The sequence below is a fragment of the Mesorhizobium sp. M7A.F.Ca.CA.004.06.1.1 genome, from assembly GCF_003999135.1.
In the GTDB taxonomy this organism is placed as follows: domain Bacteria; phylum Pseudomonadota; class Alphaproteobacteria; order Rhizobiales; family Rhizobiaceae; genus Mesorhizobium.
In genome coordinates this window covers 15255-27099 of sequence record NZ_RZPQ01000008.1, presented here as the reverse complement: position 1 = coordinate 27099, position 11845 = coordinate 15255, and the positions used below count along the sequence as shown (strand labels likewise).

At 63.6% G+C, this 11845-nt stretch carries 15 protein-coding genes and 1 pseudogene; 6 read left to right on the top strand and 10 right to left on the bottom strand.

Annotated features, from left to right (window positions below; all coding sequences use genetic code 11):
* The 10 genes and pseudogenes from EN906_RS01680 to EN906_RS01635 form a co-directional block, all read right to left on the bottom strand.
* Nucleotides 1–218 (bottom strand): annotated as a pseudogene (locus EN906_RS01680) (flagellar biosynthesis protein FlgI); the annotation flags it as partial.
* Nucleotides 215–742, bottom strand: a complete 528-nt coding sequence (flgA, locus tag EN906_RS01675; protein WP_127268380.1) for a flagellar basal body P-ring formation chaperone FlgA — start codon at nucleotides 740–742, stop codon at nucleotides 215–217. The pseudogene EN906_RS01680 and the gene flgA, both read right to left, overlap by 4 nt.
* 3 nt (nucleotides 743–745) lie before the next feature.
* On the bottom strand, nucleotides 746–1534 hold the full coding sequence (gene flgG, locus EN906_RS01670) for a flagellar basal-body rod protein FlgG (RefSeq protein ID WP_013529795.1): 789 nt from the start codon (nucleotides 1532–1534) through the stop codon (nucleotides 746–748).
* A gap of 11 nt (nucleotides 1535–1545) precedes the next feature.
* Nucleotides 1546–1872 carry a flagellar hook-basal body complex protein FliE gene (locus tag EN906_RS01665; RefSeq protein WP_127268379.1) on the bottom strand — a complete coding sequence of 109 codons (327 nt, stop codon included), beginning with the start codon at nucleotides 1870–1872 and terminating at the stop codon, nucleotides 1546–1548.
* Entirely contained in the window at nucleotides 1872–2288 is a 417-nt protein-coding gene (flgC, locus tag EN906_RS01660) for a flagellar basal body rod protein FlgC (protein ID WP_013529797.1), read from the bottom strand. The genes EN906_RS01665 and flgC overlap by 1 nt, the downstream gene beginning before the upstream one ends.
* A gap of 2 nt (nucleotides 2289–2290) precedes the next feature.
* The gene (gene flgB, locus EN906_RS01655) at nucleotides 2291–2671 is read right to left on the bottom strand and encodes a flagellar basal body rod protein FlgB (RefSeq protein WP_027038255.1); all 381 of its coding nucleotides are present in this window, start codon (nucleotides 2669–2671) and stop codon (nucleotides 2291–2293) included.
* 79 nt (nucleotides 2672–2750) lie between these two features.
* The gene (locus tag EN906_RS01650; protein ID WP_127268378.1) at nucleotides 2751–3590 is read right to left on the bottom strand and encodes a hypothetical protein; all 840 of its coding nucleotides are present in this window, start codon (nucleotides 3588–3590) and stop codon (nucleotides 2751–2753) included.
* A complete protein-coding gene (fliI, locus tag EN906_RS01645; RefSeq protein ID WP_127271435.1) occupies nucleotides 3577–4980 on the bottom strand; it encodes a flagellar protein export ATPase FliI in 1404 nt (467 codons plus the stop codon). The genes EN906_RS01650 and fliI overlap by 14 nt, the downstream gene beginning before the upstream one ends.
* A 3-nt stretch (nucleotides 4981–4983) precedes the next feature.
* Entirely contained in the window at nucleotides 4984–5706 is a 723-nt protein-coding gene (flgF, locus tag EN906_RS01640; protein ID WP_127269591.1) for a flagellar basal-body rod protein FlgF, read from the bottom strand.
* A gap of 7 nt (nucleotides 5707–5713) precedes the next feature.
* Nucleotides 5714–6835 (bottom strand): DUF1217 domain-containing protein, encoded by a 1122-nt coding sequence (locus tag EN906_RS01635; RefSeq protein WP_127269590.1) that lies wholly within the window; start codon nucleotides 6833–6835, stop codon nucleotides 5714–5716.
* A 146-nt stretch (nucleotides 6836–6981) separates the two neighbouring features.
* On the opposite strand from EN906_RS01635, the gene motA reads away from it, so the two are divergent.
* The 6 genes from motA to EN906_RS01605 are packed head-to-tail and all read left to right on the top strand — an operon-like array spanning nucleotide 6982 to nucleotide 11820.
* Nucleotides 6982–7857, top strand: a complete 876-nt coding sequence (gene motA / locus EN906_RS01630) for a flagellar motor stator protein MotA (RefSeq protein ID WP_127271433.1) — start codon at nucleotides 6982–6984, stop codon at nucleotides 7855–7857.
* A gap of 32 nt (nucleotides 7858–7889) precedes the next feature.
* Nucleotides 7890–8837, top strand: a complete 948-nt coding sequence (locus EN906_RS01625; RefSeq protein WP_127269588.1) for a FliM/FliN family flagellar motor switch protein — start codon at nucleotides 7890–7892, stop codon at nucleotides 8835–8837.
* Between the two features lie 16 nt (nucleotides 8838–8853).
* On the top strand, nucleotides 8854–9240 hold the full coding sequence (gene fliN, locus EN906_RS01620) for a flagellar motor switch protein FliN (RefSeq protein ID WP_023809994.1): 387 nt from the start codon (nucleotides 8854–8856) through the stop codon (nucleotides 9238–9240).
* Between the two features lie 43 nt (nucleotides 9241–9283).
* A complete protein-coding gene (locus tag EN906_RS01615) occupies nucleotides 9284–10294 on the top strand; it encodes a flagellar motor switch protein FliG (RefSeq protein WP_127271430.1) in 1011 nt (336 codons plus the stop codon).
* A gap of 9 nt (nucleotides 10295–10303) precedes the next feature.
* A complete protein-coding gene (gene flhB / locus EN906_RS01610; protein ID WP_127268990.1) occupies nucleotides 10304–11386 on the top strand; it encodes a flagellar biosynthesis protein FlhB in 1083 nt (360 codons plus the stop codon).
* Complete coding sequence (locus tag EN906_RS01605; RefSeq protein WP_127268991.1) at nucleotides 11383–11820, top strand: hypothetical protein; 438 nt, start codon at nucleotides 11383–11385, stop codon at nucleotides 11818–11820. The genes flhB and EN906_RS01605 overlap by 4 nt, the downstream gene beginning before the upstream one ends.
* Nucleotides 11821–11845: the final 25 nt, after the last annotated feature.

Below are 11845 nucleotides of genomic sequence, written 5' to 3'. Positions count from 1 at the left end.
TCCTTGATGCGCGCGGCGACCTGGCCCGGCGGCAGCGAACTTGGCCCGGTCGACACCCGGAACATGCGGCTGGTGGTGGCCGGATCATATTCGGGATCGCTGTAGACGCCGCCATTCTTGGCGGCGAGCTCGCGCTTGGCCTTCGACGTCAGGCCATCGGCCAGCGCCGGCTGCAGGCCAAGCACGGCTGCCAGCATCAGGGTAAGCCCGCGCATCATGAAGCGCTGACCTGGATGGTTCCGTCCGCCATCACCGTGCCGGACAGGATTTTGCCGCTGTCGATGTTGCGAACCTTGACGAGGTCGCCCGCAACTCCCGGCTGCAGCGTCACGGCGGTGGCCGAGATCGTCAGCCCGCCGGCGATGAAGAAGATCTGCACGGAAGCACCCTGTTCGACCAGCCAGGCCTCGCGGATGGCGGTGGAAGGAATGTAGCGGCCGGGCAGCAGCGTGCGCTTGGCGACCTTGCCATCCAGTTCTTCGGCTCGCGTGGCGACCGCCTCCGGCTTGCGCTTGCCGACGATAAGGGTGACCTGTTTCAGGGCAGCCAGGTTGATGGTCTCGCCGGGATAGATTACCCGGCTCGGAATAAGCACCACCTCGCCGCCAGCTTGATTGCTGGCGATCCGGGTGGCCGATTGGTTGGTCGACTCCTGGGCAAAAGCCGGCATCGTGCCGGTCACCAGCGCAAGGACGAGCGCGGTGCGGCGGAATGCGGACAGGAGGCCGGGCGTCGACATCATGCGTTACCTGATGTTCTTGGAGACCACGGAGGCCATGTCGTCGGCGGCCTGAATGACCTTGGAGTTCATCTCATAAGCGCGCTGCGCCGAGATCAGTTCGGTGATTTCCTTGACCGGGTCGACGTTGGAGGCTTCGAGATAGCCCTGCTGGATGGTGGCAAAGCCGGGATCGCCCGGCACGCCGACATTCGCCGGCCCCGAAGCCGTGGTTTCCTGGAACAGATTGTCGCCGAGCGGCGCCAGGCCGGCCTCGTTGGCGAAGTTGGCGATCTGAAGCTGCCCGAGGTTCTGCAGGTCGGTCTGGCCATCGATGCGGGCGAAGACCTGGCCGGTCTTGTTGACGATGACCTCGACGGCATCCACGGGAACATTGATTGCCGGAATGACGGCAGCGCCGTCGACCGTCACGAGTTGGCCGGTGGCGTTGGTGTTGAGAGCTCCGGCGCGGCTGTAGAGCGTGCCGCCGTCGGCACCCTCGATCTGAAACCAGCCCCTGCCGGTCAGCGCCAGGTCGAAACTGTTGCCGGTGCTGGTCAGTTCGCCCTGGGTGTGCACGTTGCGCACGGCCGTCGTCTTGACGCCGAGGCCGATCGAGACGCCCTCCGGCACCAGCGAGGCGTTGGAGCGGTTGGGCACGCCTTGTGTACGGTCGACCTGATAGAGCAGGTCGGAGAATTCGGCACGGGCGCGCTTGTAGCCGGTGGTGTTGATGTTGGCGATGTTGTTGGCGATGACTTCCAGATTTGTCTGCTGGGCATTCATGCCGGTGGCGGCGATGGCGAGTGCTTTCATGGCGGAATTCCTCAGATGCCCATTCGACTGACTTCGAGATAGGCGGAAACCACCTTGTCGCGGATGGCGACGGCGGTCTGAAGCGCCTGCTGCGCGCTCATCACGGCGTCGACCACCTGACGGGTGTCGGCGTCGCCCTTGAGCGCCTGCAACGATACCTGCTCGGCATTCTGCAGCGTGTTCACGGTCTTGGAGGCTGCCTGGCTCAGCGCCTCGGCGAAGGAGGTGCCGATGGTGCCGCCGGCCGAAGGTGTCGCACCGCCCTGGAGCAGGCTTGTGGCCGTGTCGTCGCCGCCGATCGACGGCTTGAACTGAAGCGCTCCGATACCGCTGATCATTACTGGTTCCTCATCAGGTCGATGGTCATGGAAATCAGGTCGCGGGCCTGCTTGACGACCTGAAGGTTGGCCTCGTAGGAGCGGTTGGCCTCGGTCATGTCGGCCATTTCGATCAGCACGTTGACGTTGGGCATCTTGACGTAGCCCTTCTCGTCGGCTGCCTCGTTGCCGGGCTGGAACTCGACTGGAAAGTCGCTGGGGTCTCGATCGATCGAATTCACTGCAACGGTTGAGCTGCCGGAGGCCCTGTCAAGCTCGGAGACGAAGCTGATGGTCTTGCGGCGATAAGGATCGGAGCCGGGCGCGGTGCCGGTCGACTGGGCGTTGGCGAGATTTTCGGAAACCACGCGCAGGCGCTCCGACTGGGCGCCGAGGCCGGATGCTGCGACTTTGAGGGCTGCGGTCAGTGCGTCCATGGTCAGCTCTTCACCGCCATCATCATCATCGTATGAAACGCCTTGACGATCGCCGTGTTGAGTTCGAAGGAGCGGCGCACCTCGCCGGCTTTCAGCAACTGGTCTTCCAGAACGACCGAGTTCTTGGACGGCATGACGACGCCGTCATTCTCCTGCGGCTTGATGGTGAAGCCGGCATTGGTCGCCGCATTGCCGAGATGGCCGGCCTGGGTCGCCTGCAGCGATACGGCAGCGCGGTCGAGCACCTTTTCGAATGGCTCGACATCGTTTGCCGTATAGCCTGGCGTGTTGGCATTGGCGATGTTGCCGGCGACTGCCGACTGGCGCACGGCCAGCCATTGCGCTTGCTTGGCGGCGAGGTCGAAAAGGGAAACGGGCTCCATGGGAATCTCCGAGCAGGTACCCAGAGACTAGGCCGCCAGTCTTGCGCGGGCCTTGCGGATGGCGGGAGCCGGAGATCGTTTATCTGGAGAGTTCGATCACCCGGTCGGCACTGGTGACCATGACCCATTTGCCGTTGCGCTGCTCGATGGAGGACACCTGACTGGAGTCAGGCAGTATCGAGCCGCGCTGGACGATCCAGAGGCCAGCGTCGTCCTGGATCATGGCACGGCCGTTAGCGACATGAACCATGCGGAATTTCGCCGCGTCGGCCGGAAACGGTTGCTCGTCGGGTGCGGCTGCGGGATTGGCGTCGTCCCGCACCGTCCCCGTGGCAAGAAGATCGAGATTGGCCGCGGGAATATCCTTTGCCGTCAGCGGCGCGCTGCGTTGCGCGACCACGCCGCCGCCCGCTCGCCCGGAATTGGAGCCGGTGCCGCCGAACTTCATCGCCTGGACGCCAAACTGGTCCTGGTTGAAGAAGATGTACCAGGGAAACAGGGCGCAGATCAGGCCGAGCGTGATGCCGAGCGCGGCTATGACGAAATCGCTGCGTCGGTCGGACTTCTTCTTCAGTCGGGGAAACGGTGCCTTTGGCGGCTGCGGCCATTCGGTGCGCGGGAACAGCCCGTCGATCAGCGAGTCGCGGCTGGCCTGCGTCATCTCGGCAGCCACCGCCTGGGGAGCCCGGGGCAGAGCGGGTTCGACGGGCCTGGCCAGATCAGGATCGGCTTTGCCAGCTCGTGGCAGGATTGGCTTGACGGCTCTGGCCAGAACGGCCTCGGCTTTGGCTGCGATGTCACGGGCGGCCTTTGCCTTGGCGGTTCTCGCTTCGTCAGCCTCGGCTTGCTCCACGGCGTTGGCCTCGGCGATCATGTCGCGCAGGATGCGCTCGGTATATTCGCGTTCAGTCTCCGGCATCGGCCTTCAGCTTGCTCTTGAGGTGGCGGGCGAGATCGGAGAACGGGTCGGTCGACGGGCGATCCTTCGGCGCTTGCGTCAGCGCCTCATAGATCAGCGGCACCTGGCGCACGGCGATGTCCAGTTCGGCATCGGCGCCCCCCTGATAGGCCCCAAGCAACCGGATATCGCGCGTGTCCTCGAAGCGCGAGATCATCGACTTCAGCCTTGTCACCAGCGCGCGCTGTTCTACGCTCCAGGCCTTTCCGGCCAACCGCGATATGGACGACAGCGGGTTGACGGGGGGATAGCGACCCTGTTCGGCGATCGCACGGTCGAGCACGACATGGCCGTCGAGGATGCCGCGCACGGAATCGGCGACCGGATCGTTGTGATCGTCGCCGTCGACCAGCACGGAAATGATGGCGGTGATGGATCCTTTGCCTTCCCCGCCCGGCCCGGCGCGTTCGAGCAGCTTGGGCAGTTCGGTGAACACCGAGGCCGGATAACCGCGCGCGACCGGCGGCTCGCCGGTCCCCGTCGCCACCTCACGCAGGGCGTGGGCGAAGCGGGTGATCGAATCCAGCACCAGCAAAACGCGATGCCCCTGGTCGCGGAAATGCTCGGCGACGCGCATGGCGGTGTCCGGCGCACGCCGGCGCATCATGGCGCTTTCGTCGCTGGTGGCGACGACGGCGACGGTCTTGGCCATGCTCTCGCCGATAGTATCCTCGAGGAATTCACGCACTTCTCGGCCGCGTTCGCCGATGAGCGCCACCACGACGGTATCGAATGCGTCGGCGCCGGCGAGCATGGCGAGCAGCGTCGACTTGCCGACGCCGGAGCCGGCAAAGATGCCAAGGCGCTGGCCGAAACAGAGCGGCGTGAAGATGTCGATGACCTTGACGCCGGTCATGAAGGCAGTGCCGACGCGTTGCCGCGCCATGGCTCCCGGCGTCGTCTGGGCGCCGCGCGATGTGTCGTCTCCCCGGGCGAGCGGCGGGCCGCCATCGATCGTCCTGGTGAGTGCGTCGATGGTGCGGCCGCGCCACGAGGCATGCGGCGCCACCACGAGCGGACCTCGGCGGAAAACGGCATCACCGATGCCGGAATCGGCGCTGCGTTCGAAGGGTGCCACGACGGCCTCGTCGCGGCCGATCTTGACGATCTCGCCGCGCCGCGCACCGGCATCGCCGCGCTGCTCGACGATGTCGCCCAGCCTGGCGAAGCCGGAAAGGCCGTGCACCTTGTAGTGCGTGGGCGTGACTTCGATGACGCGGCCGCCGCGCTTGAGCAGCGCCTCGGCGTCGGCGAAACGCCGCCAGACCCGTTCCAGCGCGGCAAGCCGGTCTTCCGGCGCCGGCTGGAGTTGTCTTTCGGGTGCGCGCAGGGATGGTTGGTCGAGCGACATGGATTATTTCGAGCCGAGCGTCTTGATCGCCTCGTCTGTGGACGAGTCGGTCTGCCGCATCAGGGCGGCGGTGTTCTCGAAGGCGCGCTGGACCATGATCAGCCGGGTGATCTCCAGCACCGGATTGACATTGGACTCTTCGAGAAAACCCTGGGCGACGCCGACATCGGAGCGGTCGGTGACAGGCTCCGGGGTGCGTGCCGGAACGATGCCGGAATTGCCGTAGCGGACGAAGTTCGGGCCTGGGTCGAAATTGTAGAGACCGATCGAGCCGACAAGCTGATCGTTCTGGCGCAACGAACCATCGGCCCCGGCCTTGGGTGGGCCGTTGCGGGGATCAAGCTGGATCGGCGAGCCGCCGGCATCGAGCACCGGGTGGCCCTCGATCGACATCAGCTCGCCGTTCTCGTTCATCGAAAAGCGGCCGTCGCGGGTCATGACGGTGCCGACCGGCGTCTCTATGGCAAACCAGGCATCGCCCTGGATGGCGAAATCGAAGGGATTTCCGGTCTCGCTCAAGGCGCCGTGGGCGCCGGAAAGGTAGGTCTTGCCCGGGGAGGCGAAGGATACCGATTTCTGCCCGGTGCCGGAGACGACGTCCTCGAACTTCACGCCGGTAGCGCGAAAGCCGATCGTCGAGGCGTTGGCGACGTTGTCGGCGATGGTGTCGAGGCGCCGCTCGAGCGCGATCTGCGACGAAAGGGCGACGTACAGGCTGTCCCGCATGATGGCCTCAGAACCTCAATTTCTGCATGGCCATCATCAGGTCGGTGGAGATGCCGACGGTGAGTGGCTGGGCAAATAGCACGCTGACCGAGGTGACGGCCGATGAAGTCGGGTGGTTGATCTCGTACATGCTGGTGAAGCGGGTCAGGAACTTGCCGAGTTTCTCGGGGTCGGAGAAATCCGAGATGTCGAGTTTTTGCTCGAACAGCTGCGCCTGCTTGTCGACGTCGGCGGTGGCGAAGGAATCGGGCAGGCCGAGCACGGTGCGCACGACACTGGCAAGCGCGGTGTCGGCCAGCACGTCATACCAGCTGGTGATGGTTGGGGCCTTGCGATCGAAGTAAAGCGCCAGCCGCACGCCCTGGTTGGCCTGACCGGCATCCTCTTCGAGGGTCTGGCGCATGTATTTGTCGACGGTCGGCTGCTGCGCCGGATTGATGGTGGTGGTGTTTTCGCCATAGGCTTCGAAGTTGAAGGCGGAGGCAAGCGCGGCATAGGTCTTGTCCGTCATCTTGTTGGCGACACTGTGGGGGTCGCGGACGCCGCCTTGCAGAACCCGCTTGATGAGATCCTTGTCCTCCGTCGCCGAGTCGAGACCGAATGACGCCAGCGCGTATGTGTAGAGCCGGCTGTTCGACATCAGATCGTCGATCGACTTCACCTTGGTGATGTTGGCAAGATAGTATGTCGTCTCGCCCTTCACATAGGCCGAATTGGGATCGAGGCCGGCGATCTGGGCCTGGATGGCATAGTTCTTGGTCACCAATTGCTGTGTCTTGTTGTAGATGGTCGCATCGGCGCCGTTGGCGGCGAAGTTGAAGGCGCTGACGAATTCGGCGTAACGCTTGTCGGTCAGCTTGTTGGCGAAGCTGTCGGGATCGGAGACGCCTTCCTTGAGTGCCTTGACCATGAAGGCCTTGGCGTAGTCCATGTCCTCCAGCCCGTAGGCCTTCATGGCATACTTGAACAAACGGTCGTTTTTGACGAAATCGTCGATCGATTTCACCTTGGTGATATTCGCGAGATAATATTTGGTGTCGCGATCAACCACGGGCTGCTGCTCGATCCTGTCGATCGATTTTGAAATGTCCTTGGTGATGAGCTGGTAGCTCGTAAAGGTATTGAGCAAAGACGTGCCTCCGGCCGAAGCTATGCCGGCACAATACCCCTACTTCCTTGCGCGAAACTGAATCGCTTCCAAGCCCTCGATTCAAGCCTCACACAAGGCACGGGGACTATCCCTAGCTCCTGATGTGAAATGCGGAAGGACCTGTCGTGGGCATTCTGATTGGACTGGTGGTAACGCTCGGCTGCGTCCTTGGCGGCTTCATGGCCATGGGCGGCCATCTTCACGTGCTGATCCAGCCATGGGAGGTCGTGATCATCTGTGGTGCGGCTTTTGGCACCTTCCTCGTTGCCAATCCGATGAAGACGGTCAAGGACACCGGCAAGGCCATTCTCGAAGCCTTCAAGCAGGCGGTGCCGAAGGAACAGGACTATCTCGAGACGCTCGGCGTGCTGCACTCGCTGATGCGCGAGCTGCGGTCGAAATCCCGCAGCGAGGTCGAGGCGCATATCGACAATCCAGAAGAGTCGGCGATTTTCCAGGCGTTCCCAACCGTGCTGCACAATCATGACCTGACGCATTTCATCTGCGACTACTGCCGTATCATCATCATCGGCAATGCCCGCTCGCACGAGATCGAGGCGCTGATGGACGAAGAGATCCAGACCATCAGGTCCGACAAGATGAAGGCCTATCACGCGATGGTGGCGGTGGGCGATGGCCTGCCGGCGCTCGGCATCGTCGCCGCCGTGCTCGGCGTGGTCAAGGCGATGGGCGCGCTCGACCAGTCGCCGGAAATCCTCGGCGGTCTGATCGGTGCCGCACTTGTCGGAACGTTCCTCGGCATCTTCCTGTCCTATTCGGTGGTCGGACCGGTCGCGACCAAGATCAAGACGGTGCGCGAAAAGAAGAACCGCCTCTATATCATCGTCAAGCAGACACTGCTGGCCTACATGAACGGTGCGCTGCCGCAGGTAGCGATCGAGTTCGGCCGCAAGACCATCTCGTCCTATGAACGGCCGACGATCGATGCCGTCGAACAGAGCACGATGAATACCGGTGCCGTCGAAAAGAAGGCCGCCTGAACGATGCGCGATAGATCGGTCCCAGCACTGTCATGACCAGTCCGGGCAGCCCAGCGGAAGCGCGTTCGCTGATCATCGAGCGTCTGGTCGGCGACAGCGGCGAGGCCGCGCAGGTCATCGACGCAGGCCGCGCCATGGCCGAACGCGCCGTACCGCTGTTGCAGAAAAGCCTGACCAGCGAGCTTGGCGTTCCGGTCGTCGTCGACCTCAAAGCGATCGAGGTCAGCCGCGTTCCCGAGGCGCGTTCGCGTGCCGGCGACACGTTCGCCATGACCGTGATCGGCTCGTCGGCGTCCTCTGATGCGATGACCCTGGTGATCGATGCTCCGGCGATCGCGATCATGGTCTGCACGCTGTTCGGCGGCGACCCGGATCTGCCGGCATCGCCGATCGAACGCGATCTGTCGCAGATCGAAATCGATGTTTCGACCATGGTGTTCCAGCAGGTCGCGCAGGCCCTCAACGGATCGGGAAAGCGCTCGCTCGACCTGCGCCTGCCCGCGCCGCGAGCGATGTCCGGCACCGAGGCGAAGCGGTATGTGCTGCGCGATGGCGCGGCAATCCGCATCGTGCTTGGCATCTCGACGCCGGCCGATAGTGGCACCGTCACGGTGACGATGCCGCAGCGCGTCGTGCTGGCCAGCCGCGACGGAGCCGTGCCTGTCAGCGACGACGATCACGGCCCCAGCTGGCGCGCCCGCTTTTCGGAAGAGGTGATGCGCTCCACCGTGGCGCTCGAGGCCACGATGCCGCTGGCGCGGCTGACGCTCGGCGATCTCGCCGGTTTCGAAATCGGCGACGTCATCGAATTCGAGGAAACGGCCCAGTCCCAGGCGCGTCTCAGCGCACGGGGCAAGACGCTGTTCGTATGCGAGTTCGGCAAACTGGGACAGAATTACACCGTCCGGATCAGGCATCCTTACGACGCCGGGCAGGACTTTATCGACGGGCTGATGCCGGCTGCCGCCGGACGCGCCTGAGCATTTGGAGACGATCATGGCCAAAACCAAGGCGGAAGCCGACCTCGACCAGCCGGACGAGCAACTCGATCGCGCCATCGAAGAGTTGCGCGGTGTCCTGCATGAAGAGGAGCAACGCCCCGATGCGGCCTTCAGGGCGGCCTCATCAGCCAATTCGAGCGTGATCATGAACATCCCCGTCGATGTCCAGATCATCCTCGGCAGCACCGAGATGCCGGTCTCCGATCTGATGGCGCTGCAAAAAGGGTCGACCGTGGCGCTCAATCGCCGCATCGGCGAACCTGTCGACGTCGTGGTCAACGGCCGCAAGATCGCGCGCGGCGAGATCACCGTGCTGGAAAGCGATCCGTCGCGGTTCGGCATCAGGCTGACCGAAATCATCGCCGGCACGAAGGGCGCCTAGACATGGTTTGCGGGGCTTGCCGGTGGCAGCGGAGGCGAGTGGCATGACGACGCCGGTGACCTTGACCCGCGCGCAGAAGGCGGCCGCCATACTTGTGGCGATGGGCAAGCCGTCGGCCAGCCGCCTGCTGAAATTCTTCAAGCAGGAAGAACTGAAGGCCCTGATCGAGGGCGCCCGCCTGCTGCGGACGATTCCGCAAAGCGATCTTGAGCGCATCGTCGCCGAGTTCGAGGCCGAGTTCACGGAAGGGGCGGGATTGCTCGATTCCGCCGACAGGATGGACACCATCCTCAACGAATCGCTCTCGCCCGAAGAGATGAGCGCGATCATGGGCGACAAGAAATTCGAGGTCGCACCGGAAGGCCCGCCGCCGATCTGGCCCGAACTCGAAAAGCTCGAACCGGCGCGGCTTGGTGCCTTCCTGGCCGGCGAGCATCCGCAGACGGCGGCCATGGTGTTGTCGAAGCTGGCGCCGCAGGTGGCGGCCAACGTGCTGCTGACACTGACCAAGCCGATGCGTGGAGAAATCATCAAGCGCATGGTGACGATGGCCAATGTTCCCGACGCTGCCGCCAGGATCGTCGAAAACCGGCTGCGCGCCAGCGTGCTGGCGGAAACCTCGACCAAGGACACCTCGGCCGGGCAGGCGCGTGTCGCCAGCGTTCTCAACGAACTCGACAAGCCGCTGCTCGAGGAGGTCATGCAGGATCTGGAAGCAGCCGGCACGCCTGATCTCGACGGTGTGAGGGCTCGCCTGTTTGCTTTCGACGACTTGCCGTTGCTCACCCAGAAAGCCCGGGTGCTGCTGTTCGACGGGCTCTCGACCGAACTGGTCACGCTGGCCCTGCGCGGCACTTCGGCCGCACTCGCAGAATCGGTGCTGTCGGCCATCGGCGCCCGCTCGCGGCGCATGATCGAAGCCGAACTCGGACAGGGCTCGGACGGGGTCCCTCTCGCCGACATCACGGCGGCCCGCAAGACGATCGTTACGACGACGATCCGGCTGTCGCGCGAAGGCGCCTTCGAACTGCCCTCGACCCAAGACGCCGCCTAAGGCCGCGCCATGGCTGACGCGGTCGACAAGGATTCGAAAACCGAAGAGGCGACGGAAAAGAAGATCCGCGACACCATCGAACAGGGCAAACTGCCCCATTCGCGGGAGACAGCGCTCCTTGCCTCGTTCGTTGCCATCCTGGTGTTCACCGTCTTCTACGCCAAGGATGCGATCATCGATCTCGGCATGTTCCTGTCGATGTTCCTGGAGAAGCCGGAAGCCTGGCCGATGGACACCGAGACCGACGTCATCGCGCTCTACAAGATCGTCCTCCTCGAGGTTGGCCGCGCCATCCTGAGCCTGATGGTGCTGCTGACCGTCGCCGGCATCGGCGCCTCGGTGTTCCAGAACATGCCGCAATTCGTAGGCGAGCGGATCCGGCCGCAACTCTCGCGCATTTCGATCGCCAAGGGATGGAACAGGCTGTTCGGCATCCAGGGTTGGGTCGAGTTCCTGAAGTCACTCGGCAAGGTCGGGTTTGCCATCGTCGTGCTGAGCTTCACGCTGTCGGAAGACCACCGAAAGCTGCTCGCCGGGATGATCACCAATCCGGTCGCATTCGGTCTCGTCATCCGCGGCATCGCCGTCGACATCCTGGTGGCGATCGTCTTCGTCATGGGGCTGATCGCGGCAATCGACATCGTCTGGTCGCGCTTCCACTGGAAGCAGGATCTGCGCATGAGCAAGCAGGAGGTCAAGGACGAGTTCAAACAGTCCGAGGGCGACCCGATCGTCAAGTCGCGGCTGCGCTCGCTGGCGCGCGACCGGGCGCGCAAGCGGATGATGACGGCGGTGCCGCGCGCGACGCTGATCATCGCCAACCCAACGCACTTCTCGATCGCGCTGAAATATGTGCGCGACGAGGACTCGGCACCCATGGTGCTGGCCAAGGGGCAGGATCTGGTGGCGCTGAAAATCCGCGAGATCGCGCGGGAACACAACATCCCGGTCTTCGAGGACGTGGCGCTCGCCCGCTCCATGTACAAGCAAGTTTCGGTCGATAGTGTGATCCCGTCACAATTCTACCAGGCCGTCGCCGAACTGGTGCGGATCGTCTACTCGAAAAAGGCTGAGCGCAGACAGATTTCATGAACCGGCAACCACACGCAAAATCTCGCGAGATCATAGTCGCCAGCGCCATCGAGCAGGTGGTGGGGGAACTCAGGCTGATCGATGTCGCCGACTACATCGCCTTTATCCGGCTGGAGCATTTCGCGTGCCTGTCGGACCTGGTCGATTCAGCGGTCGAGTTGTTCTTCATGCCGGGCACTCTGCGGCTTGGCCATGGTGGTGAGGCGCATGTCGACTGGAGCGGCAGCCCGCGCATCGTGCTCGATCTGGAACTGAGGCCGCCCGGCGTCACCGTCTATTTCCAGCTGACGCTGAGCGAGCTCGGCGCTTCGGTGGCGGTCAACTACGTGTCGTTCGAGAAGCCGGGCGAAGACCCGGAGCACAATACGGCGCTGCTCGAGGCGGTGATCGAACAGGCGCGTATCCGCAAGGTCGAGCCGCTCGCCTATCGCTGACGTCGGTCGCTATCGAGCTGCCTGT